Below are 24976 nucleotides of genomic sequence, written 5' to 3' on the forward strand. Positions count from 1 at the left end.
ATTGTATCTAAAATGAAAAACTTCTTCTCTAACTTCTTCGGAAGAAATAACGATGCGGAATCAATCGTTTCTTTTGATGTGCTGAATTCAATTTATACTTATCTGCAAAATGGGCCAGGTCGTGTGGATTTTAAAATGAAAGGAATTCATGATGCGGTTTCTGCGACGATGTATTCTTTTCCGGATTCATTTGATCATGAAGATAGCAGAATTGAAATCGAAAAAAGCGGATTCAAAAACGCGTATGAAATTTTAAACGAATTGTATAAAAAGGTAAATATTGCCCCACTTTCGAATGAAGAAATGCTCGAGGAGCCCGTGTACAATTATCTTCATATTGAATTTTACTCAGAGCCTTCGTCAGAAATGAAAAAGCACCTGAAGCATGTTTTACAAAACTTTATTGTCATCTTTTGTTGTACCAATAGCTTAGAGTCAAATGATTTTAAAATGTTATACTCTAACAGTTATTTCTTTGATTATACAAAAGGACTTCTGGAAGCTGAGCCAGTAGATATTGAAGCGCCTAATAATGAAATTGAAAAAATAGGTTTTAAAGATTTCAAAACAGTGCTACAGGGAATTTGTCAGTATATGGAAATTGAATTGCCGTCGACAATTATTCTACCTTCTGCTGAAAGTCTAATGACGGATGAAGTTTCGATAGATCATTTTAAAGAGTTTTTACAATTAATTTCGAGAGGAGAAATAGAAGAAGAGTTGCTGGAAGATCAATCTCAAGTTCTTTTTGATAATTTTGGATTAGAGGAAGGGGATGAAGAATATGATTACGAATTTGATTTTTTTGAAGGAATAAACTCCTGGCACAGTGACTGGAAATTTGATCCCGAAGACGCTGAATATTTTATCTCAGAAATGATTGGTGAAACTTTTACTTTTGAATATCCTGAAGAAACGTACAGTCATGATTTGTTTCCGTATATTCAAGAGGAATTGGCAAAACAAGATTTAGAATTAATGAGCTATGATACCCAAGGAGATAGCTATTTGTTTTTTGTGGCGAATAAAAACGATGTTAACAGGATCTTAGAATTATCTGAATTGATAAAGATTGAAATTGATCAGTTATAATTTATGGTTTTATAGTTAATAAATATTAAAAATGAAATCAGCATTTTATCTGTACCGAGAATTAGATAATAAATTTGAGTTGTGTTTAGGTGGATTTTCTATAATTGACGCAATAATGTTGTGTGAAAGAAATGAACCTGTCAAATTAATCTTTTTTGGAGCAACTAATTATAGAAAAATTGGATGGGCAACGGAGAAAGATGTTCCAAAATTTACTGTAATTAATGATTTGATCCTTTTTTTTGAGAATGAGCTTAATTTGGGACTTATAGAATTTGAAATTGAGTTTGGAAATAATGATAAATTATCAGCACATGATGATGAAGGATGTAAAATGGTTATAAGTTCTAGAGATAAAATGTTTAAATTAATAAAGACTATTTTTCCTTTAGGGAATCAAAATAAAATTTTGTCAGCATTACTTAACAATCAAAATAGTTATATTGTAATTGATGAAAATGATAATATCAAAGTGTTTAAAACTTTTGAGCAATATAAAAAAAGCTTGAAGTCTTAGAATGTTTTTTTTGTTTTGTTGATTGCATAAAAAAAAACTGCCACGAATTCTCAAATTTTGCCTTAGATAATTCGTGAATTTGGGGCAAAAAAATCAAGGAATCAGGATAATCTTTCCTGTGCTTTTTCTGCTTTCCAGATAGTCGTGTGCTAATTTTCCTTCTGATAATTTAAAAGAGGTTGGTTCTGAAAGTTTGATTTTTCCGTCAGAAATCCAGTGGAATAATTGAGTCGCTCTTTTGATTCTTTCTTCTTTGGAATTTAAGTAACTCCATAAATCTCCTCCGGTGAGCGTTTTAGAACCGTCCATCAGCATTCTCGGATCTACCGGTTCCGGATCACCTCCTGCCATTCCAAAGAAAACTACTTGTCCGCATTCCTTCGTAACTTCAAAACTCTCACTTAAAGTACTTCCGATACTGTCGTAAACAACATCTACACCATTTTGAATTGTTTTAAAAACCTGTGATTTCCAGTCTTCGCTATAAAGAAAAACCTGATCTGCCCCTTGGTCAAATGCTACTTTTGCTTTTTCTGAAGATGAGGTTAAACCAATTACTTTCGCTCCTAAAAGCTTGCTGATTTGAGTTAGAATCTGTCCAACTCCACCAGCTACAGCATGAATTAATACTGTTTCGTCTTTTACGGTTTTATGGCTGTCAGTCGCTAAGTAATGTGCTGTTAAACCTTGCAGTAAAACTGAGGCAGCGGTTTCAAACGAAATTGTATCAGGCAAAGGTAAAACATGGTTTGTATTTACTGCGACTAATTCTGCATTTGCAAAAGGGGCATCGGCGAAAGCCACGCGATCCCCAACTTTATATTCGGAATGATTGTTGGCATCAACTATAATTCCGGCACCTTCATAACCCGCAATAAAAGGAGGATTTCCTTTTAAATGATAGTTCCCTTTTCGTCTGTAAACATCGGCAAAGTTTAATCCGATGGCTTTCATTTCGACTAAAATCTCATCGTTTTTTAATTGTGGATTCGGAATTTCAATATAGTCCAAAACATCAGAATTTCCGAAAGAAGAAAAGGTAAGTGCTTTCATTTTACATTATTTTGAGAATACAAATTACGGTAAAATTAGTTTGCGGTTTTGAAAAGAGTTCTTAAAGACGTGTAAAAAGTTAATGTGCTTTGTATTGCGTGGCTTTTCGTAAAATTAGACATAGATTTTATAAGATTAGACCCTGTGGAAGAGGTGTGTTTTGGGGAGAAAAGATAATAAAAAAAACCGTCCACGAGAGTGAACGGTAACTTGCATTAACCTTTATAAACAAGTATTATTTCTTTTTGAGTTTGTCTTTAAAAACTTTTTCAAATTTTTCAATTTTAGGCTGGATCACCATTTTACAATACGGTTGGTTTTTGTTGTTGGCATAATAATTTTGGTGATAATCTTCGGCTTTGTAAAAAGCTCTAAAAGGCTCTATTTTTGTTACAATCGGACTGCTGTAGACTTTTGCTTTGTTCAGTTCGGCAATAATACTTTCTGCGGCCTTTTTTTGTTCGTCATTTTTGTAAAAAATAACAGAACGATATTGAGTACCAACATCAGCGCCTTGTCTGTTTAAGGTTGTTGGATCGTGTACGGTAAAGAAAACTTTGAAAATTTCATTGATATCCGTTATGTTTTTATCGTAAGTAATCTGGACTACTTCGGCATGCCCCGTTGTTCCTGTGCAAACCTCTTCATAGGTTGGATTAGCGACTTTTCCTCCTGAAAAACCGGAGACTACAGATTTTACGCCATCTAAATTTTCGTAAACGGCTTCTACGCACCAGTAGCAACCACCTCCAAGTGTAATTGTTTCAAGATTTGAAGTGCTTTTTGTTTTGCTATTTTGTGCAAATCCGTTTATAGATAAGACAAAAATGCTAATCAGAAATATATTTTTCATCTTTAATTTTATTTAGTGTCAGGAATAAAGTCAAGGGCAATTGAATTCATGCAGTAACGTTTTCCGGTTGGTGGAGGTCCGTCATCAAATAAATGGCCTAAATGCCCGCCACAGCGCCCGCATAACGCTTCGATTCTTTCCATTCCCAGAGAATTATCATTTTTGTAAACCACGCTGTTTTTATTTTCTTGTTCAAAAAAACTTGGCCATCCACAGCTGCTGGCAAATTTAGCACCGGATCGAAAGAGTTTATTGCCACAAGAGGCACAATAATAAGTTCCTTTTTCGTCTGATTTCCAGTATTTTCCTGTAAAAGGTCTTTCGGTATCGGCTTCACGCATTACAGCATATACATCTTCGGGTAATACTTTTTTCCATTCGGAATTACTAACATTGAGTTTAGTAGTGTCGGTATTTGAATAATAAGGATTTCCGGGTTTGCTGATTTTGTTTTCCATGACTGCCGTTTTTGTATTTTGTTTTTTTGCGTTTTGTCCGCATGCCTGTAAAATAAAGAGCGGAATTAAAAAGCAAAGACTGAGAAATTGTGTTTTTGTTTTCATTTTTTTGAGTGCTTTAATTCTGTATTTCAAAGATACGTTTAGATTTCGCCCAGAAATGTCGCGTACTTTACAATTCAGATTTTTTTAAGTATGTTTTAACTTTTATTATGTACGCAAAATAAAGAGATTCAGTTTTTAAGGCTTATTTTTAAAGAGGTTTGAAGATTAATCGGTTTGTATTTTTCTGACAGTCAGTTTTTTGTGAAAATCCAGGCTCGTTAAACTTTTCACAATCTCCTCTGAGATTTTCAAGCCATTTCTTTTTTCGTATTTTTGTTTGATCAATAAGCCCTATGATAGAAGAAAACGTAATACTCGTAAACCAACAAGATGAGCAAATTGGCCTAATGCCAAAATTAGAAGCGCATGAAAAGGCTCTTTTGCACCGTGCCTTTTCAGTTTTTGTCCTAAATGATAAAAATGAAATAATGTTACAACAACGTGCTCATCAAAAATATCACTCACCTTTACTCTGGACCAATACATGTTGCAGCCATCAACGTGAAGGAGAAACAAATGTTGAAGCCGGAAGCAGGAGACTGTTTGAAGAAATGGGGTTTAAAACAGACTTGAAAGAGCTCTTTCATTTTATTTATAAAGCGCCTTTTGATAATGGTTTGACAGAACATGAGCTCGATCACGTTATGATTGGATATTTTAATAATGATCCGGCTATCAATCGTGACGAAGTTGAAGATTGGAAATGGATGAAAATAGAAGATGTAAAAATAGATATTGAGAGACAGCCTGAAATTTATACAGTATGGTTCAAAATAATTTTTGATGAGTTTTATCATTATTTAGAAGATCATAAACTTTAAACCAAACTAACCACCAACCCAAATGAAAGTAACCATATCAAGAAAAGCACATTTTAATGCTGCACATCGATTGCACAGGAAAGATTGGACATTTGAAAAAAACGATGCTGTTTTTGGAAAATGTAATAATCCCAATTTTCATGGTCATAATTATGGTTTAACAGTAAGTGTTACAGGGAAAATTGACCCGGAAACCGGTTTTGTTTTAGATGTGAAAGTATTAGCGGATATCATACGAGAAGAAGTAGAGATTCCGTTTGATCACAAAAACCTGAATCTGGACGTTCCGGAATTTCAGGATTTGAATCCAACAGCTGAAAATATTGCTGTTGTGATATGGAATAAAATTAAAAAAAGAATTCAACCTGATTTTGATTTAGAAATTGTTTTGAATGAAACGGACCGCAATTTTGTAACTTATAAAGGAGAAGAATAAATGTCATTAAAAATAGGAGATATAGTTCCGAATTTTACTGCAAAAGATAGTCATGGAGAAGTTTTTGAAAGCCAAAGTGTTTTGGGGCGAAAGCCGCTCGTGATCTATTTTTATCCAAAAGATAATACGCCGGGATGTACTACTGAAGCCTGTAGTTTTAGAGATCAATACGAAGATTTTAAAGACTTAGGTGCTGAAGTTATTGGTATAAGTAGCGATAGTGTAAAATCACATCATAAATTTGCCAACAAACATCAACTGCCTTTTATACTATTGTCAGATCAGGATAAAAAGCTGCGCAATCTTTTTGGAGTGCGCAATAACTTGTTTGGTCTTTTACCGGGAAGGGTTACTTACATTATTGATAAAAATGGAGTAGTCATTTTGATTTTTGATAGCATGAATGCAGCAAAGCATATTCAGAAAGCAATGGAAACAATCAAAGAATTAGTACTGTAGAAGTAGAAAATAGTATCAGGCCGCTGATATAATAATTAAGATTTTAGCCCTGAATAATACATGAATATAAAATTATATCCTTTACAGTTTGTTCCTATTTTAAAAGATAGGATTTGGGGTGGGGAGAAATTAAAAACGATTCTCAATAAACCGACGACGTCAAAGAATACAGGGGAGAGTTGGGAATTATCTACTGTTGACGGAGATGTAAGTGTTGTTTCAAACGGAGTTTTGAAAGGACGATCGCTTATGAGGCTTATTGCCGAAATGCCTAACGAAATTTTAGGAACAAAAGTTTACAGTCAGTTTGGAAAACAGTTTCCGTTACTTTTTAAATATCTGGATGCTCATGAAGATCTTTCGATTCAGGTACATCCAAATGATGAATTGGCCAAAAAGCGACACAACTCTTTTGGTAAAACGGAAATGTGGTATGTGATGCAGGCTGATCCCGATGCCAGAATTATTGTGGGATTTAAGGAAGATTCTAATAAAGAAGAATATCTGAAACATTTAAATGATAAAACGTTGGTTTCAATCTTAGATGAAGTGAAAGCAAATGCGGGTGATGTTTTCTTTTTAGAAACGGGAACTGTTCATGCAATTGGCGCTGGATTGGTAGTTGCTGAAATTCAACAAACATCTGATGTAACTTATCGTTTATATGATTTTGACCGTACAGATGCTCAGGGAAATAAAAGAGAACTCCATATAGATTTGGCGTTGGATGCTATAAATTACAAAAAAGTAGAAACACAAAAGGAATATGAGACAAAAGTAAACACTTCTAATGTTGTGGTAGATTGTCCTTATTTTACAACTAATCTTATTCCGTTAGAAAGTAAGGTTAAAATTTCTAAATCTGGAGAAACTTTTACGGTGTATATGTGCATTGATGGGGATTTTAAAATCGAATATGAAGGTTTTGAAGGATTCTATAGAAAAGGAGATACCGTTTTGGTTCCGGCTGAGATAAATACATTTATTTTAGTTGGAAATGCTTCAATTTTAGAAATTTACATTTCATAGCGTGTAATAAAAAGATAATGTGTACTTTTGCAGTCGCAAATTAAAATAAAAATAAAAATGGCAAACGTTAAAAACTTAAAGAAAGACATCAATTTTGTATTAGGAGATATTATTGAGGCAATTTACTTGTTTGAAATGTCAACAACAGGAAATCCTACTCCAGAAACGAATGCTTTGATCGATCAGGCTATTGCTGCATTTGATACTTTGATCACAAAAGTAAATGCTAAGAACGTTGAAAACAAAAAAGCACACTTCAAACAAATCAACGTTGAATTGGAAGAAACTGCTAATCAATTGATTGCTAAAATCAACGAATTGTAAGCAAAAAAAAGTATAAAAAAGTGCAAATTTATTTTGGTAAAACGAAAAACCGCTTTATATTTGCACCCGTAATGAGTCGCCAGCGTAGCTCAGTTGGCTAGAGCAGCTGATTTGTAATCAGCAGGTCGTGGGTTCGAGTCCCTCCGCCGGCTCAACGTAAAACCATCACTTTTTTAGTGATGGTTTTTTTTTACCCCTAAACGAAGTAAATGAAGAAGATGGGGAGGAAGAGTTTAGAATCTGTGGATCAATTTGAAAACCTGTGGATTTATAAAATTGGACATAAGTATTAGTCGGTCTAAAAAGAATCAGGTTCAAAAGTTGTGGAGTGATAAAAAAAGTATTCTCTACCGTAAAGCTCTTTAGGAATAAAAGTGGCGGCCTTTTTACAATCTTTTAAAGTTTTGCATTTTCCTAAAATTTCTTAATTGTAAAAATAATAATAATTTACAGCTTACCCCATAAGAGACAAGTATTTGGAATCTGTTGCTCTGAAAGAGCCTTAGTAGTAACATGGCACGAAGTGCCATGAATACTGGTGAGCGCTTCTTTAAGCCCTGTAAGGGCAAAAGTATAACCCAAAAAGCATATGCCTTATTTTATGACATTTCCGAAAGTTAGCAACTTTTAGCCAAAATCTTATGCTTTATTTATAACTGCTTAAGCCCCTTCAGGGCAATATGATTCATTATCTTAATTTATAGTGCGTTGCACTTTTTTATGCTTTTGGGCTTTCGGCCCTTTTTAAACATTTAAAATATTTATACCGAAAGAGGACACTAATTATAAAATCAGCTGTAATAAAATGATCTCTTAAATGAAGAGCTGAAATCGTTAATAAAAGGAATAGCTTCTATCAACCCCCACAATGTTTTGTGTTGACTTAAATCTGTATTTGAAGCGATAGGTATCTTACTGGTTTAAGTATTCGGATTTCTTTTAAATATATCGTAATACTATTTTTCTTATGTTTGTTGCTTAACCAAAAAAAAACAAATTAAAAATGGAAGAAACGTCAGTTTTTGAAAAATTTGAGTTGCAGCTTGACCAAACTGCAAAAGACTTTTTAAAGGAAACCGCTAAATGGGCTTACTTTTTGTCAATTTTAGGATTCATAGGAATTGGATTAATTATTGTGATTGCTGTTTTCGCTGGAACTATTTTTTCGGTAATGGGAAATAGTATGCCTGGAATGGGAGGGTTTGGGAACTCGTTTGGAGTGTTTATGGGATTCTTGTATGTTTTTATTGCGGCGATTTATTTTTTCCCAGTTTATTATCTATACAAGTTTGCTGCAACTACGAAGAGAGCTTTTAGAGATAACGATTCGGAGTTGTTGACGAATTCTTTGGGTTATCTTAAATCACATTATAAGTTTATAGGTGTCTTAATGCTGGCGATTTTTGCATTATACGGACTTTTATTTGTGTTTGGAATTCTGGGTGCCCTGCTTGGGAGGTAGGAGTAGTGTGAGGATTTATTTGGGGAGCTTCGGATTATAATCTATGATTTTAAAATTTAGTATAAAAAAAATGTCCTGAATAGTCAGGACATTTTTTATTAGGATTTATTTTTGTTGCTCTTTTTTGATGTCAGCAACGTATTTTGTTAGTTTTTTGCCGTATAGTGAACTTGCTACTTTTGGTGTCATTGATTTTTGAATTGTATCCAAAAACTTAATATTGATGTCGTAGATCTCAGCTAAAGCAATATAAGGGGCTATTTCGTGATCTTTATTATTAAGGGCAAAGTTGGTAGCGTATAAGTACTTTCTTTTGATGTTAGACTCCTGTTTGATGTTAATGCTGTCAATGGCTTTTTGATCTTGTCTTTTTACAGCTTTAAATTTAGATTCTACCATGGCAAGGCTTTCGTCATTAAAACGGGAATTGATTTTTTTATATTCTTCGTATAATTCCTGGTTTTTAGATCCTGTGATTTTTGCGCCATAAATGAAGTTGTCTAAGTTCGTGTCAATGTTGATGTTTCCGGGTTCTGCAAAAAACATAACATTGTTATCCAGTGAATTGGTTACCCCACGATCCAGGAATAAATAAAGCATTTCAGGTGACTCTAGTTTTACATTGCTTTCAAACGAAGAATTTCCGTCTATTTTGATGCTGTCAATAGCAACGAGTGTAGTGTCAACAATTCTTTGAATGTATAAAGTCCCGTTTTTTAATCCTTTTATATTTCCTGTAAGGTGCAAGCCGTCAGTTGATTCTTTTTTGCTGCAAGATGCTAATAGGGCAAGTGTAACAAAAGCAATAATTGATTTTTTCATTGGTTTTTTAGATTTTGCTGCAAAATAAAGAAAATAGTTTGAATGTACTGTGGTAGCATTTAAATTTTGCGAAAAAATAAATCCCAATTTATTTCTAAATTGGGATTTGATATTTTTGGGAATTAAAGAGTATTACATGGAGAGATTAAAGGTAGTTCCGTTTTCGTTCGTATAAGTGAATTTTTTGTCGCAATCATTGTTGCCATAATCAACGACTCCGTTTAGTAAATTGCCCTGAACTTTTAGTTTTCCTTTGGAAATAAAATCGCAAGCATATTTTTTTATCAATGATTCCTGAACGGTTAAAGTTAGTACGGCTCCGTTTGAACGGGTGATGGAGTGGTTTCCTTCAGTCATTTCATACGTATTGTCTTCCAGAACATAAGGGGTGTCGACACCTGCAGTTTGTTTTACAGTCCAGTTTCCTGAGTTAAGGTAAACTCGGCCTTCTAAATCAGTGAACTTTCCGTTGGTCACTTTTCTGCTCCATTGTGGTACAGTTGCCACAGTTGTTGTGTTGGTGTATTCTATTGTTCCTTCCAATTTTATGCCATTAAAAGAATAGTCGATTCTTTCGATGGTTATTTTGCTTCCGGTAGTAATTATTGGTCCTGAAAGCGTGATTTTTAATTTTCCTTTTCTGTTGATCAGATTGTCGGTACATCCGGTTCCGTAATCAACGGTGAAAACTTTAGGATAAGAGGTTGGGCTTTGTTGTGTAATTGTAATTGCGCCACAGATTCCAGGCGTTGTCTCGTTTGATTTTGCTGAGGAGGTGTTTTTTGTTGTAACAATTAACCCGGTTTTGATGTCCATATCATTTATGGCATCAATGGTAAGAGAGGCTCCAACTGAAGTAATGTCGGATTCAGATTGTTTGTTTGTCTCGTCATTGCCTGAACAGGAAATTTGTGTTAGTGTTGTTGCACAAATGGTTAGGAGTAAAAATGCTGTTTTTTTCATAGTAGTTTTTGTTTTTTGATTAGATTAAAAGGCGATCAAATGTAATGAAAAAAATGAAATGCAATAAAAAAATCAATTGGATTCAAAGGGGCTTGATTGAGGGCTGTTTTTTCTAAAAGTAAAAAGCCCTGCAAGTTTATTTGCAGGGCCTAAATTCTAATTTTGTAAACTTGTATTACTATAAGCCTTATTTAATCATTTCAAAACTTCTTTTCACAAAAGCAGTTAAAGCTTCTCCTTTTAATAGATTTTGCGATAATTTAGCTAAATCTAAGGCTTGTTTTACCAAGTGTTCCTGATGTGTTTTGTCTTCTGTGTTCAGGATGTTTGTTGCTAAATCAGAATTAGTGTTTACAATTAAATTGTACATTTCCGGCATATTGCCCATTCCGAACATTCCGCCTCCACCTGACTGGCTCATTTCTTTCATTCTGCGCATAAATTCAGGTTGCGTGATGATAAATGGAGCGGCCTGACTGTCCATAGCTTCCAGTTGTACAGAGTATGCTTTAGGGATATATGTTTCTAAAGATGTTTTTAAAGCTTCTTTTTCTTCATCAGACAATTTAGAAATCGTGTTTTCGTCTTTTTTGATCAAATTATCAATGTGATCAGAATCTACACGTACAAAAGTTAAATCGCTGTTGTCACCTTCAATTTTTTGAATTAAGTGTGAGATAATAGGTGAATCTAAAAGCAATACTTCATATCCTTTTTCTTTTGCTGTTTCAATATAAGAGTGCTGTGCGTCTTTGTTTCCAGCGTAAAGGACTACCAGTTTTCCGTCTTTGTCGGTTTGGTTTTCTTTTAGTTTTTCTTTTAATTCTTCAAGAGTAAAATAAGTACCGTCAACTGTTGGGTATAATACAAACGCACCAGCTTTTTCGTAGAATTTATCTTCAGAAAGCATTCCGTACTCTAAAACAATTTTAATATCGTTCCATTTTTGCTCAAAATCAGCACGATTTTCATTGAATAAAGTTTTCAGTTTATCCGCTACTTTACGAGTAATGTAGTTGGAGATTTTCTTAACTGCACCATCAGCTTGTAAGCCTGAACGAGAAACGTTCAATGGGATGTCCGGAGAGTCAATAACACCTTTCAACATCGTTAAAAATTCAGGTACAATTCCTTCTACGTTATCTGTAACGTAAACCTGGTTTTGATACAATTGAATTTTATCTTTCTGAATCTGCATGTCCGAACCTAACTTAGGGAAGTACAAAATTCCGGTTAAGTTAAAAGGGTAGTCTACATTTAAATGAATATTGAACAACGGATCTTCGAACTGCATTGGATACAATTCTCTGTAGAAGTTTTTATAGTCTTCGTCAGATAATTCGCTAGGTTGTTTAGTCCATGCCGGATTTGGATTGTTGATGATGTTGTCAGTTTCAACAGTTTCATTTACGTAATCCTCAGGAGCATCTTCCGGTTTTGGAAGTGTTTCTGTTCTGGTTCCAAATTTAATTGGAACTGGCATAAATTTATTGTATTTATTTAATAATCCGCTGATTTTTGAATCTTCTAAAAATTCAAGAGAATCTTCGGCAATATGCAAAATAATTTCAGTACCACGTGAAGTCTTGTCAGCTGGCTCTAGAGTAAATTCAGGGCTTCCGTCACAAGTCCAGTGTGCAGCCGGTTCGTCTTTGTATGATTTTGTGATGATTTCTACTTTCTCTGCAACCATAAACGCAGAATAGAAACCAAGACCAAAGTGACCAATAATTCCGGAATCTTTAGCAGAATCTTTGTATTTGTCCAGGAATTCTTCAGCTCCTGAAAAGGCAACCTGGTTGATGTATTTTTCAACCTCGTCAGCTGTCATTCCAAGACCCTGATCGATAATGTGGATTTTTTTACCTTCTTTGTCTACTTTAATTTCAATAATCGGATTTCCGTACTCTACTTTGGCTTCGCCAATACTAATAAGGTGTTTTAGCTTTAAAGTAGCATCAGTTCCGTTTGAAACCAGCTCACGCAAGAAAATTTCGTGATCGCTGTATAAGAATTTTTTGATTAAGGGAAAGATGTTTTCTACCGAAACATTAATTTTACCTGTTGTCATATTTTTTATTTTTTTAGTTTAATGTGATGATTTTCATTTCTTCAAATAGAATACCAATGTTTTTTTGGGTGACAAAATGGCGCAAGTGTTAATCTTGAAAGAAAATAATTAGATTCTGAAACGGAAGGTATCCCTATGAATTGTATCTTTGTGGTATAATAATTGTTAAACGTGTCAGTATTAACTCTAAAAAAAATGTACAAAATGAAGAAAATTATTTTCATTTGCATGATCGCCACGATGTTTTTCGCGTGTAAATCAGCTTCGTCTACAACAGCTTCATCTGGAGCAACTACGTTATCGACTAAACTTGACAGACCTTCTCAAGTAGCTCTTAAAGGAAATTGGGTGTTAACCAATGTGTCTTATCCAGGTTCTGAATATATCAAGGTAAATTCTTTCGATCTTGCAGATTCTAAATGTTTTATTGGAAGTACGTGGAGTTTTATCTCCAATAATAATAAGGGAACAATGGCTTTGACAGCAGCAAGCTGCACCGGATTTAGTTCTCCGATTGTTTGGAGTATTAACAATCAGGGATTGTTTGTGCTTAAGATTCTGGATGCCGGTATCAAAGCAAAAAAAGTGAGAGATGGTTACTTACTAAAAGTTGCAGGTTTAACTGAGAGTTCATTTCAGTTGATCGATAACATTAATGTGGGTGGACAAACGAAAGATGTAGTTTACCAGTTTCAAAGAGCCAATTAATATTAAAAATAGAGAAAGATGAGAAAAATAACAGTTTTAGGTTTGAGTAGTTTACTTGTATTGGCAAGTTTTTTTACAAGTTGTGATTCCGTAAAAAATGCAAATAATACTCAAAAAGGAGCCGGAATTGGAGTAGTTGCGGGTGGTATTATAGGGGCTGTTTTAGGAAATAACCTAGGAAAAGGCGGAAACGCTGCCTTAGGAGCTGCAATTGGAGCTGCTGTAGGTGGAGGAACAGGTGCTCTAATTGGAAATAAAATGGACAAACAAGCCCGTGAAATTGATCAGGCTTTACCAGGTGCAGATGTAGAAAGAGTAGGAGAAGGAATTCACTTAACCTTAAATGAAAATGCAGTTCGTTTTGATACGAATAAATCTTCTTTAACACCGCAGGCTAAAGCTAATCTAGATAAATTGGTACCAGTATTTAGCGAATATGGAGATACTGATATTCAAATTTTTGGATACACTGATAATACTGGAAGACCAGAGTACAACCTGACGCTTTCAGGACAAAGAGCTGCTTCTGTACAGGCTTATTTAGTTTCTAAAGGATTAAAATCAAGCCGTTTTAAAACTTCAGGTCTAGGTATTGTTGATCCAATTGCACCAAACGATACTCCTGAAGGAAGAGCACAAAACCGTCGTGTAGAGTTTTCGATCACTGCAAATGATAAAATGGTAAATGACGCTAAAGCTCAGGCTGGAAAATAATTTTCGAACGCAATAAAATTTCTTAAAAGCTGTTTCATAATTGAAGCAGCTTTTTTTTGACTTTAGAAATTAAACATTGTAAATTTGGCCTTTCAAATATAACCCATGCTTGACATTCAAAATATTTCTTTTTCGTATACCGAAAACCCTGTTATAAAAAATGTTTCTTTTACTATAAATAAAGGTGAGAATATTGCCATTATTGGTGAGAGCGGCTGCGGAAAAAGTACACTCCTAAAGTTAATGTACGGCTTGTACAACTTAGACGAAGGCAAGATTTTTTACAATGAAAAACCTATTTTAGGTCCAAAATACAATCTGATTCCCGGAATGCCTTTTATGAAATATCTGGCACAGGATTTTGATTTGTCTCCTTTTGAAACAGTGGCCGAAAATGTAGGGAAGTTTCTGTCGAATGGTTTTGCAAATATGAAAAAATTGCGCGTTCAGGAATTGTTGGAAATGGTAGAAATGGAGCAGTTCTCGAACGTAAAAGCTAAGTTTTTGAGCGGTGGACAGCAGCAAAGAGTGGCGCTGGTGCGAGTTCTGGCTTTGGAACCCGAAGTGATTTTATTGGACGAACCCTTCAGTCAAATTGATGCTTTCAGAAAAAATGCATTACGCCGAAATTTATTTCGTTACTTAAAGCAAAAAGGAATTACCTGCATCATTGCAACACACGACAGTACAGATGCTTTGTCATTTGCCGATGAAGCAATTGTGATGCGAAATGGAGAGGTTCTGGTTAAGGATAATCCAACTAAAATTTATGAAGATCCTGAAACGAAGTACGTAGCATCTCTTTTTGGAGAGGTTAACGAAGTTCCTACTTATCTGTTGGTTCCTTATGAAGATCAAACGCATAAAACCCTGGTATATCCACATCAATTTAAAATGGTTACAGAATCGAATCTGCCAGTAAAAATCAGGAGAACTTATTTTAGAGGGAATCATTATCTTATTGAAACAGTTTATAAAAGACAGCTGGTGTTTTTTGAAAGTGAAATCGATTTGCCTCTTGAACAGGAAATATTTTTAGGTTTGAATTATTTGTAATTAGATAATTTGTCCATTAGAAAATTAGATAATTCTTTTTAATATTATAAAAATAAAAATCCCGACAGCTTTTTTAACTGTCGGGGTTTTATTTATACATTATTTAAAGAAGTCTAGTTTTTTAAATACTTTTCTAAAAACTGATCTTGTTCCCAAAGTAGGTGTAGGATGTTTTCTTTGGCAACATAACTATGTGCCTCTTTAGGCAGGATAACCATTCTTGCGGTAGCTCCCAAACCTTTCAAAGCCTGATAATAACGCTCTGTCTGTAAAGTAAAAGTTCCTGGATTATTGTCGGCTTCACCATGTACTAACAAAAGAGGTGTTTTCATTTTGTCTGCATTCATAAAAGGAGACATTGCTGTGTAAACTTCTGGAACTTCCCAGTAATTACGTTGTTCAGTCTGGAATCCAAATGGGGTCAGCGTTCTGTTGTAAGCACCGCTTCGGGCAATTCCACAAGCAAAAAGGTTCGAGTGTGTCAGTAAGTTTGCAGTCATAAAAGCACCATAGGAATGTCCTCCAACAGCTACTTTTTTGCGGTTGATGTATCCTAAAGCATCAACGGCATCAATTGCCGCAGCAGCGTTGTCTACCAACTGAGAAATGAAATTATCATTTGGTTCCGTAGTACCTTCACCAATGATTGGGAAAGCAGCATCGTCTAAAACCACATATCCTTTAGTTACCCAATAGACGAATGATCCGTAATAAGGAGTTGTGAATTCGTTTGAATTTTGAGTTGATTGTCCCGCGCTGTTTTTGTCCTTGTATTCAGCAGGGTAAGCCCAGATCAATAAAGGTAATTTTTCTTTTTTTACTTTATCATAACCAGCTGGTAAGTATAAAGTTCCTGAAAGTTCAACACCATCTTTACGTTTGTATTTGATCACTTCTTTGCTCACATTTTTAATGCTTTCAAACGGATTCTTGAAAGAAGTAATCGGTGTTAAGCTGTTTTGCTTTTTAATATTTCTAAAGTAATAATTCGGATATTCACTCTTAGACTGAATTTGTACTAAAACTTTTCCTGATTTAAAATCTTCAATTTCGATTAAATCTTCTTTTTTGTCTTTGTAAGCTGAAGTATAGATGCGTTTTGATTGTAATGTTTTTAGATTGAATTCATCTATAAAAGGAAATTGTCCTTCTTTTGTGTATCCTTCTCCAATACGATAAGCATTGTCTTTTTCAATTGCCAGAACATATTTGTTGTATTCGTTCTTTCTGGTTTCAAAAACTCCCGGATCTGAATAAACATCCTGTTGGTTTCTGTCTGTAATCACTTTTGGTTGTTGGGCAGGATTTGATGGATTGATCAAATAGATTTTTGTATTACGGGTGTCGTACCATTGATCCGTTAAAAAAGCAATGTTGTCGTTCCCCCATGTAATATCGGCGTAACGTTGTGGTACTTTTACTAAAGAAGTTCCTTCATTTGTAAAAGGAGCGTCCCAAAGAAAAACTTCATCTCTAAAATCGACTTTGTTTGCAGGATCTCCTTCGTCCAAAGCCACTACATAAGATAAGGTTGCCGGTTTGTCATTTCTCCAGGCCATTTCTCTTTTCCCTTTTCGAACAGCCATAAAACCTTTTGGGATTATTTCGTTTAACGGAACGTCGTTAACTAATTTAATCTCTTTTCCTCTTGCATCATAAACAATAGTTCGGGATGGGAATCTGTATAAAGGCACCACATATGAAAACGGTTTTTGAATCGTTGTTAACATAATGAAGTTACCGTCTGGCGAAATTCTTTCACCGGAATACATTGCTGCTTCTTTAAATAAAGTGGCAGTTCCGTTAAGATTAACTTTATACAGTTCAGAAGTAATGATATTTTCAAAATTAATTTCGTCATTTTGATTTTTCAACATATCAGGGTATGTTCTGTTTTGAGATTTTGTTCCCGCAGTGTTAGAGACAATCGGACCTGTTGGAAGATCTTTTTTAGCATCCAACAGTGGTTTTCTGTTTTTCGGAAGCATTTTCACCAAAATAGTTTCGTTGTCTAAAAACCAGCTAAACGGATTTCCCAGATTGGCATTGACCGTTGCCTCGGTAAGTTTTGTTGCTTTTGCAGTTGCAACATCCACAAACCAAAGTTCAACACCAGTACTTGTGGTGTGCGAAAACAATATTTTCTTGTCATTTGGAGACCAAAGGATATTGCTTATTTTTGGGTTTTCCGGTAATCCTGCAACCTGAACTTCTCCTTCTTTACCGTTAATTTTTTTTAATTTAAGATTGGTGGTATACGTTACCGAACTGGAAATGTTTGTTACCGGATTAATTCTTAAACCTCCCAAACGAAGTTCGTCCTGATTTAAATCATCAAGTGTTTTGTATGTGCTCCTGTACAACAGTAGCATATTTTCTTTTTTAGTATCCATAGATACCGTAGGAGCTTTTTCGTAATCGGCTAAATCTAAAATAGATTTCGATGGTTTTTGGTAGGTGAGATTTTCCTGTGCAAAGGCAAAAAAGCCAACGTTAAGAAATAAGAGTAATGTGACCTTTAATTTCATAATTTGAATTTTAGGGATTTAAAATAGGTATTCGTATATGTTTGACTAAAGTACTTTAAACTTGTTACATTTTATGCGTTATTTTTGATACTTTTCATGTATTTGAGGCTAAAACTGTTTTTTCGGAATTTAATCTGTCAGAATTCGGTGTATAATTAAAGTATATTAAATTGCCAATTACGAAAAAAACACTAATTTGGACGCTAATGTTTTAAAGTATACTTAAATTTGCATTACAATTTTTTAACAAATAATAAAACAATATGTATCATTCAAAAATAGCGGGCTTAGGATATTATGTCCCTTCAAATGTTGTGACCAACGATGATTTGTCTAAGATAATTGATACCAATGATGAATGGATTCAGGAGAGAACTGGAATTCAGGAGCGTAGACATATTATTCGTGGAGAAGACACCACAACTACAATGGGAGTAAAAGCAGCTAAAATTGCTATAGAACGTTCTGGCGTAGCCAAAGAAGATATTGATTTTGTAGTTTTTGCGACCTTAAGTCCCGATTATTATTTTCCAGGGCCGGGAGTTTTGGTACAACGTGATTTAGGATTGCGTACGGTAGGAGCGCTGGATGTTAGAAATCAATGTTCAGGTTTTGTGTACGCATTGTCGGTAGCTGATCAATATATCAAAACCGGAATGTACAAAAATATTCTGGTGATTGGTTCGGAAGTACATTCGACAGGACTGGATATGACTACTCGTGGTCGTGGCGTGTCGGTAATTTTTGGAGATGGAGCAGGAGCAGCGGTTTTAAGCCGTGAAGAAGATTTGACAAAAGGAATTTTATCTACGCATTTGCATTCAGAAGGACAGCATGCCGAAGAATTGGCTTTGCAGGCACCGGGAATGGGAGCGCGTTGGGTGACTGATATTATTGCGGATAATGATCCAAATGACGAAAGTTATTATCCGTACATGAATGGACAATTTGTATTTAAAAATGCTGTAGTTCGTTTTGCGGAAGTAATCAATGAAGGATTAGAAGCAAACGGCTTACAGGTTTCAGATATCGATATGTTGATTCCACATCAGGCTAATTTAAGAATTTCGCAATTCATTCAAAATAAATTCAAATTGAGTGATGATCAGGTACATAATAATATTCAAAAGTACGGAAATACTACTGCTGCCTCTATTCCGATTGCTTTGACTGAAGCATGGGAGCAAGGAAAAATTAAATCAGGAGATACAGTGGTTTTGGCTGCTTTTGGTAGTGGTTTTACCTGGGCAAGCGCAATTATTAAATGGTAATTAATTCATCTTGCATTATATTTCAAAACCTGCTCTTTTTTAGAGCAGGTTTTTTTTATGTCAGGCTGAGCGGAGTCGAAGTCATCGTTCTTGCTTCCCTAACCTTTGACTTCTCTCGCTTTGACCGTTCCGTTTTTAATTTATATTTTTGTTCAGCATCATCAAGCCGATGCAATTTTTTAAATCAATCAAATGAAAAAAAATCAACTGGAAATAGCCTGTTTCAATTACGAATCGGCAATAATTTCACAAGACAATGGTGCGGACAGAATCGAATTGTGCGATGATATGCAGGTTGGCGGGACAACGCCAAATTTGATAACAGCAGAAAGAGTTCGGGAAAAACTAACCATTAAAATGCATGTAATCATCCGGCCTCGCGGTGGTGATTTTGTTTATACAGAAGAAGAGTTTCTGGAAATGAAACAAGATATTAAACAATTTAAAGCACTTGGAGTTGATGGTTTTGTTTTTGGAATTTTAAATCAGGACGGTAGTGTTAATAAAGAGCAGAATCTGGAATTGGTACAATTAGCTAGTCCGCTTTCGTGTACTTTTCACCGTGCTTTTGATGTTGTAAATTCTATCGAACAAGGATTGGAAGATGTAATTGGATGCGGTTTTCAAACAATACTAACTTCCGGAAGGGGTAAAAATGTTGAAGAAGGAATTTTTGATTTAGCAGTTATCCAAAAATTAGCGGCTGACCGAATTGAAATTATGCCCGGAGGCGGTTTGCGCTCTTCAAATATCAAATTATTACAGGAAAAATTGCAGCCTACTTTTTATCACTCGTCTGCGATTACAGATCAAACCGAAAAAGCAAATCCTGAGGAAATAAAAGAATTAAAAAACTTCCTGTAAACGGAATCAATATATAAATGACAAAAGTCCGGAGTTTCGTAACTCCGGACTTTTATTTTCAAATAAATAACTAAACTTTGGTTATGAAAACGGTATTAAAGGACTCCACTGCTGCTGCCGATATTGTTTTCCCCTCTTTCTTTACGGTTCATACCGGTAATTTTTGCCCCTCCAAAATTATAAGTCAGACCTAAATAAACAGTTTGGTTTTCCCAAGTGTTCTGTCCTGCGTGCGGATAAGGATATTGCGCATCAAAAGAATATTTCATAGTATCGAAAATATCATTAAAGCGAAGGCTTATATTCATTTTGTCGTTTAGCAAAGTATAACGAGCGCCTGCATCGATTTTGTACATTTCATGACTGTTACTTTGCAGGCCGTCAGTTGGCATGGTGTAGAATCCGAATAGTAAAAAGCTCATGCGTTTGTTGAGTTTAAAATTAGAACTGATACGGCTGTTTAAAGCCGAAACTGTAATTTTTCGCTCAAGTGGTATTCCTATGTTTGTTGTAGGATTCAGTGAAAAAACAATTCCTTGTTGATTGATACTTGAAAAGTCAATAGACGGAGAGATGTCCCACCATTTTGTGATTTTGTAATTAAAAGAAGCTTCAAATCCATAAGCAGAGTTACGGTCAAAGTTGGTATAAGATTCGATTAGTTTATTACCTGCAGTATCCGTCTTGTCCGGATATGTGATCCTGCTGATCTGATCGTTGATACTTCTGACGTAAACTCCAAAAGTAAAACTTCCCTTTTCTAAGGTTTTAGTATAATTAAGCTCTACTGAATTAGTAAATTGAGGTCTTAGTTCCGGATTTCCTAATGTCGTTACCAGTGGGGTAGAAAACTCACGAATTGGTCTTGTCTGCTCTAAACTAGGGCGGTCTACACGACGGCTATAACTAAGCTGTATGGTGTTTTTTGCATTTAGAGTATAGGTAAAATAGGCCGATGGATAGAGCGTTAAATAATCATCATTAAACTTATCCTGGCCAGAATTAAAATTAGCAGCTGCTTTATAGCTTTCAAAACGAGCTCCTAATTGATAACTGAATTTACTGAATTTCTGACCAAAGGTGGCATAAGCAGAATAAATATCAGTATCATAAGTATAATGTATCGGTTGATTTCCGGTAAGATCAGAAGGGTTTGTTAGGGCATAATTATTCTCAGATTTTGTGATCCTGGCTTCGGCACCCAGTTCGAGAGTTGTCTTTTCGTTTATAGGATTAACATAGTCCAGGTTTACTGTACTTAGTTTGCGATGGCTTTTGTTTAAATCAGTATGGCTTACCTTTTTTACGGTATGGTCAGGAGAACTGTTTTGAGTGTTAAAATTTCCTTGTTGAGTTGCATTGTAATTACTGTAGTTTCCTTCAATGTCCAGGGTGTGGCCTTCTTTTTTAAAGAGATGTTTGTACGCCAGATTATAAGTTCCCAGTTTTTGAGGTCCAAAGTATCTGGAATTTTGCAAGATGTTGGTGATTTCAGGATTATTATTGTAGTTTATATTGGCGTCAACAAATACGTCCTGATTGTATTTACTTTGATTAGTGTAAAAAGAAATAGTGTTTTGTGCGTCAATAAAATAATCCATACCAATTTTATAGAGATGTGAATCGGCATTTGATTTAAAGTCTATTTGTTGACGAGTATCCTGATCGAATCTTTGAAGAGAGCTATCGAAAAAATAGGTTCCGAAATTTTGACCGGCGTTTCCATAAAAATTTACTTTTCCGTTTTTGTAATTCAAATTCAGAGATTGATTATGTTTCGTAGCTTCGCCAATAGTTATTCCACCGCTGTAACTCCCGTTAAAACCTATATTGGTATTTTTAAGTAAAATAATGTTGATGATTCCTGACATTCCCTCCGGATTGTATTTGGCACTTGGATTGGTAATCAACTCAATTTTTTTGATAGAGGTAGACGGGATTTGTTTTAGCAATTGAGCCGGATCAATATTACTGGGTCTTCCGTCAATTAATACTCTTACATTTTCATTGCCACGAAGTGAAATTTTCCCGTTCTGATCTACATTGACAGATGGAATATTATTCATAATCTCAGAAGCTGTTGCTCCGGCGGTGGTCAGGTCTTTACCAACTGTAATTACTTTTCGATCCAGTTTTTGTTCAATGGTTGAACGCTCGCTAATAATGTTTACACCTTTAAGCTGAGTTGCTTCTTCTTCAAGAGCGATCTTGATAATAGCCTCTTTTTGATTTTCGCTTAAAATAACAGATCCCGTGTATTTCTTAAATCCGATATATTGAATTTCGATCGTGTAATTTTTTAAAGCCAGATTTTTAATGGTAAAATTGCCATTATCATCAGTGTTAACTCCTAAGACAATTTTTCCATTGTCTTTAAGTGAAACGGTAGCATAAGAGATAGGAGCATGGTTTGATTTTTCGGTAACTTTTCCGGAAACAGTTCCGAAAGTTTGTGCCTGAAGAGTTGTCATTGTAGTCAGTAAGACTAGTAAAAGTAATTTTAATTTCATGAACATGTGATTGATTTGATTGATGATTGTTTCTTTTGAAATATTTCAAAATGTATCAGTAGAGACCTTCTTTCCAATCCGATGTTACAGTAAAAATTAAAATTAAAAGTGTATTTTTTGTGAGGTGCTGTTTTAGAGTAAATTAGTTTTTAAATTTTTGATAATTTTAACAATTTGTAGGTTTAGATTCCGGATGATTTTTTATTTTCTTCAATAGAATAAGGAGGTAACACAGGAGGCGAGTCTTAATTATTGTAAGTATGGCAGGAATAAAACAGCGATTCAATTTTAACTAAAGTTGTCCAATACTCATAAAAAAAGCCCGGAGTTGGCAAACTCCAGGCTTCTTCATTTTTATACAAAACTATTAAAATCGATTGGTAATGTTAGATTAGAATAATCCTCCACCGCCTTTATTCGTATTGTCTTCTCTTTGTTTACGTTGTAGGTTTTTGATTTTCGCCCCTCCAAAGTTGTATGTTAAACCTAAATAAACCGTCTGACTCTCCCATGTAAATTGTCCTGAGTGTGAATAAGGATACTGAGAATCAAAAGCATATTTCATTGTATTGAATACGTCGTTAAAACGTAAGCTAATGTTCATTTTATTGTTTAACAAAGTATAACGGGATCCCATATCCATTTTATACATTGCATGGCTGTTATTTTGAAGACCTTCAACTTCTCCTCTGTAAAATCCGAATAATAAAAAGCTTAAACGTTTATTTACTTTGAAGTTTGAATTCATACGTCCATTAAAAGCACCAACAGTAATTTTTCTATCCAGAGGGCTGCTTTTTTGAGTTACCGGATCGTATACAAACACTATACCTTGTTGGTTAATGCTTGAGAAGTCAATAGATGGTGAAATATCCCACCATTTTGCAATTTTATAAGTGAACGAAGCTTCAAAACCATAAGAAGTATTGTTATCAAAGTTCGAATACGTCAGGATTTGTTTGTTACCACTTGGGTCAGTGTCATCCGGAAGTAAAACTCTGCTGATTTGGTCGTTGATGCTTCTTACAAAAACACCTGCCGTAAAGCTTCCTTTTTCGAAAGTTTTAGTATAGTTTACTTCAACTGAATTCGTAAATTGAGGTCTTAATTCAGGATTTCCTAATGCTGTGATTAACGGCGTAGAAAATTCACGAATAGGTTTTGTTTGTTCTAAACTCGGACGGTCAACACGACGGCTGTAGCTCAATTGGAAAGTGTTTTTCTCATTCAGGTTATACGTCAAATAAGCAGATGGGTATAAGGTGATATAATCATCATTAAATTTATCCAGACCATGATTTAAGTTGGCTACAACTTTATAGCTTTCAAAACGAGCTCCTACCTGATAACTAAATTTTTTAAATTTCTGACCAAATGTTACATAAGCAGAGTAAATATCAGTATCGTAAGTGTAATTAGAAACTGGAAGTGCTGCAAGCGGATTACCAGTGATATAATCGTTATCCGTTTTTGTAATTCTGGCTTCGGCACCTGCTTCAAGAGTTGTTTTGTCGTTTAATGGATTTACGTAATCAACATTTAAAGTACTTAATTTACGAGTACCAGCAATATAATCGATATAAGACTGGTTGTCTGTAGTATTGTCTTTTTTTCTTATTTGTGTATCAAAACCAGCATTTTGCGTTTCTTTATTGTTGCTGTAGTTGGCTTCAAAATCTAAAGTATGACCTTCTTTTTTAAAGATATGTTTGTAAGCCAAATTGTAAGTTCCTACGTTATCCGGACCTGTATATTTTGATTTCTGTAACATATTCTTAATGTCAGAACTGTTTACATTGCTGTAATCAATATTCGTGTCTACAAAAAACTTACCGTTTGATTTGTTCTGATTGGTATAAAAAGATATAGTATTGTGGTCATTGATAAAATAATCCATTCCAATTTTATACAGGTAAGAATCATTTTCGTTCACAACATCAATTTTCTGACGAATGTCCTGATCGTATCTGTTGATGAAACCATCGTTATAATAAGTTCCGAAATTTTGTCCTACGTTACCAAAGAAATTTACTTTTCCGGTTTTATAGTTCAAATCTAAAGACTGATTGTATTTGGCAACTTCTCCAAAAGTGATTCCGCCACTGTAGCTTCCGTTGAAACCAGTATTGCTGTTTTTGTGTAAAATGATATTGATAATACCTGACATTCCTTCCGGATTGTACTTGGCACTTGGGTTGGTAATCAACTCAATTTTTTTGATAGAGGTAGATGGAATTTGTTTCAACAACTGAGCAGGATCAATATTCGAAGGTCTTCCGTCAATCAATACACGAACATTATCGTTTCCGCGAAGCGAAAGTTTTCCGTCCTGATCTACATTCACAGATGGAATGTTGTTCATAATATCAGATGCCGAAGCTCCGGCAGTAGTCAAATCTTTTCCGACAGTAATTACTTTTCGGTCAATTTTTTGTTCGATTGTCGAACGCTCGCTTACGATATTAACTCCTTTAAGTTGAGTTGCCTCTTCTTCAAGCGATACATTAATTGTAGCTGTTTTTTTGTTGTCGCTCAAAATTAAAGAACCTATATATTTTCTAAATCCAATATATTGAATTTCGATCGTATAACTTTTTAAAGCCAGGTTTTTGATAGAGAAATCTCCGTGATCATCAGAATTAACTCCCGCGACTACTTTTCCGTTCTCTTTAACCGAGATGGTCGCGTAAGAAATAGGAGCATTGTTTGATTTTTCAGTAATTTTTCCGGAAACACTTCCTGAATTCTGTGCATTTGCTGTTGTTATTACACCCAGTAATACAAACAGAAAGAATTTTAGTTTCATAATGTAATAATGATTTTTTGATGGATTGATGATGATTGTTTTTTTGTTTTTGTT

The 24976-nt window shown here is 34.7% G+C and carries 22 protein-coding genes and 1 tRNA gene; 14 read left to right on the forward strand and 9 right to left on the reverse strand.

What is annotated here, in order from left to right:
• Positions 1-12 precede the first annotated feature (12 nt).
• Both FLA105534_RS22290 and FLA105534_RS22295 read left to right on the forward strand, forming a co-directional pair.
• Positions 13-1092, forward strand: coding sequence for a DUF6630 family protein (locus tag FLA105534_RS22290; RefSeq protein ID WP_173968282.1), 1080 nt, complete (start codon positions 13-15; stop codon positions 1090-1092).
• A 31-nt stretch (positions 1093-1123) separates the two neighbouring features.
• Positions 1124-1609 carry a hypothetical protein gene (locus FLA105534_RS22295; protein WP_173968283.1) on the forward strand — a complete coding sequence of 162 codons (486 nt, stop codon included), beginning with the start codon at positions 1124-1126 and terminating at the stop codon, positions 1607-1609.
• 93 nt (positions 1610-1702) lie between these two features.
• Here the strand turns inward: FLA105534_RS22295 and FLA105534_RS22300 are convergent, their stop codons facing one another.
• The 3 genes from FLA105534_RS22300 to msrB form a co-directional block, all read right to left on the reverse strand.
• On the reverse strand, positions 1703-2662 hold the full coding sequence (locus FLA105534_RS22300) for a quinone oxidoreductase family protein (protein ID WP_173968284.1): 960 nt from the start codon (positions 2660-2662) through the stop codon (positions 1703-1705).
• Between the two features lie 235 nt (positions 2663-2897).
• On the reverse strand, positions 2898-3515 hold the full coding sequence (msrA, locus tag FLA105534_RS22305; protein WP_173968285.1) for a peptide-methionine (S)-S-oxide reductase MsrA: 618 nt from the start codon (positions 3513-3515) through the stop codon (positions 2898-2900).
• Positions 3516-3523: 8 nt separating this feature from the next.
• Complete coding sequence (gene msrB, locus FLA105534_RS22310; RefSeq protein WP_173968286.1) at positions 3524-4078, reverse strand: peptide-methionine (R)-S-oxide reductase MsrB; 555 nt, start codon at positions 4076-4078, stop codon at positions 3524-3526.
• 293 nt (positions 4079-4371) lie between these two features.
• Between msrB and idi the strand changes: the two genes are divergently transcribed.
• The 7 genes from idi (at position 4372) to FLA105534_RS22345 (ending at position 8609) form a co-directional block, all read left to right on the forward strand.
• Positions 4372-4899, forward strand: coding sequence for an isopentenyl-diphosphate Delta-isomerase (gene idi / locus FLA105534_RS22315; protein WP_173968287.1), 528 nt, complete (start codon positions 4372-4374; stop codon positions 4897-4899).
• Positions 4900-4921: 22 nt separating this feature from the next.
• The gene (locus tag FLA105534_RS22320) at positions 4922-5335 is read left to right on the forward strand and encodes a 6-carboxytetrahydropterin synthase (RefSeq protein WP_173968288.1); all 414 of its coding nucleotides are present in this window, start codon (positions 4922-4924) and stop codon (positions 5333-5335) included.
• On the forward strand, positions 5336-5794 hold the full coding sequence (locus FLA105534_RS22325; RefSeq protein ID WP_173968289.1) for a peroxiredoxin: 459 nt from the start codon (positions 5336-5338) through the stop codon (positions 5792-5794). It begins immediately after the preceding gene.
• A 60-nt stretch (positions 5795-5854) separates the two neighbouring features.
• On the forward strand, positions 5855-6823 hold the full coding sequence (locus FLA105534_RS22330; RefSeq protein WP_173968290.1) for a type I phosphomannose isomerase catalytic subunit: 969 nt from the start codon (positions 5855-5857) through the stop codon (positions 6821-6823).
• Positions 6824-6880: 57 nt separating this feature from the next.
• On the forward strand, positions 6881-7147 hold the full coding sequence (locus FLA105534_RS22335) for a hypothetical protein (protein WP_026982865.1): 267 nt from the start codon (positions 6881-6883) through the stop codon (positions 7145-7147).
• A gap of 78 nt (positions 7148-7225) precedes the next feature.
• Positions 7226-7299: transfer RNA gene (locus FLA105534_RS22340), tRNA-Thr, on the forward strand.
• Positions 7300-8150: 851 nt separating this feature from the next.
• Entirely contained in the window at positions 8151-8609 is a 459-nt protein-coding gene (locus FLA105534_RS22345) for a hypothetical protein (RefSeq protein ID WP_173968291.1), read from the forward strand.
• 105 nt (positions 8610-8714) lie between these two features.
• On the opposite strand, the gene FLA105534_RS22350 is transcribed toward FLA105534_RS22345, so the two are convergent.
• The 3 genes from FLA105534_RS22350 to htpG all read right to left on the reverse strand — a co-directional run bounded on the left by FLA105534_RS22350 (position 8715) and on the right by htpG (position 12465).
• Entirely contained in the window at positions 8715-9431 is a 717-nt protein-coding gene (locus FLA105534_RS22350; protein WP_173968292.1) for a DUF4369 domain-containing protein, read from the reverse strand.
• Between the two features lie 132 nt (positions 9432-9563).
• Positions 9564-10394, reverse strand: coding sequence for a hypothetical protein (locus tag FLA105534_RS22355; RefSeq protein ID WP_173968293.1), 831 nt, complete (start codon positions 10392-10394; stop codon positions 9564-9566).
• Positions 10395-10581: 187 nt separating this feature from the next.
• A complete protein-coding gene (gene htpG / locus FLA105534_RS22360) occupies positions 10582-12465 on the reverse strand; it encodes a molecular chaperone HtpG (RefSeq protein ID WP_173968294.1) in 1884 nt (627 codons plus the stop codon).
• A gap of 204 nt (positions 12466-12669) precedes the next feature.
• On the opposite strand from htpG, the gene FLA105534_RS22365 reads away from it, so the two are divergent.
• The 3 genes from FLA105534_RS22365 to FLA105534_RS22375 all read left to right on the forward strand — a co-directional run bounded on the left by FLA105534_RS22365 (position 12670) and on the right by FLA105534_RS22375 (position 14943).
• Positions 12670-13173, forward strand: coding sequence for a lipocalin family protein (locus FLA105534_RS22365; RefSeq protein ID WP_173968295.1), 504 nt, complete (start codon positions 12670-12672; stop codon positions 13171-13173).
• A gap of 18 nt (positions 13174-13191) precedes the next feature.
• Complete coding sequence (locus FLA105534_RS22370) at positions 13192-13887, forward strand: OmpA family protein (protein WP_173968296.1); 696 nt, start codon at positions 13192-13194, stop codon at positions 13885-13887.
• A 105-nt stretch (positions 13888-13992) separates the two neighbouring features.
• Entirely contained in the window at positions 13993-14943 is a 951-nt protein-coding gene (locus tag FLA105534_RS22375; RefSeq protein WP_173968297.1) for an ABC transporter ATP-binding protein, read from the forward strand.
• Positions 14944-15056: 113 nt separating this feature from the next.
• Here FLA105534_RS22375 and FLA105534_RS22380 read toward each other — a convergent pair whose 3' ends face one another.
• Entirely contained in the window at positions 15057-17471 is a 2415-nt protein-coding gene (locus tag FLA105534_RS22380) for an alpha/beta hydrolase family protein (protein ID WP_173968298.1), read from the reverse strand.
• A gap of 263 nt (positions 17472-17734) precedes the next feature.
• On the opposite strand from FLA105534_RS22380, the gene FLA105534_RS22385 reads away from it, so the two are divergent.
• Together FLA105534_RS22385 and FLA105534_RS22390 are read left to right on the forward strand one after the other, a co-directional pair.
• Positions 17735-18742: a 3-oxoacyl-ACP synthase III family protein gene (locus tag FLA105534_RS22385; protein WP_173968299.1), complete on the forward strand. Its 1008-nt coding sequence runs from the start codon at positions 17735-17737 to the stop codon at positions 18740-18742.
• 192 nt (positions 18743-18934) lie between these two features.
• Entirely contained in the window at positions 18935-19606 is a 672-nt protein-coding gene (locus FLA105534_RS22390; RefSeq protein WP_173968300.1) for a copper homeostasis protein CutC, read from the forward strand.
• 95 nt (positions 19607-19701) lie between these two features.
• Here the strand turns inward: FLA105534_RS22390 and FLA105534_RS22395 are convergent, their stop codons facing one another.
• Together FLA105534_RS22395 and FLA105534_RS22400 are read right to left on the reverse strand one after the other, a co-directional pair.
• Positions 19702-22116, reverse strand: a complete 2415-nt coding sequence (locus FLA105534_RS22395; RefSeq protein WP_173968301.1) for a TonB-dependent receptor domain-containing protein — start codon at positions 22114-22116, stop codon at positions 19702-19704.
• 391 nt (positions 22117-22507) lie between these two features.
• On the reverse strand, positions 22508-24922 hold the full coding sequence (locus FLA105534_RS22400) for an outer membrane beta-barrel family protein (protein ID WP_173968302.1): 2415 nt from the start codon (positions 24920-24922) through the stop codon (positions 22508-22510).
• Between the last annotated feature and the right edge of the window lie 54 nt (positions 24923-24976).

This window comes from Flavobacterium collinsii (assembly GCF_902804485.1).
Taxonomy (GTDB): Bacteria; Bacteroidota; Bacteroidia; order Flavobacteriales; family Flavobacteriaceae; genus Flavobacterium; species Flavobacterium collinsii.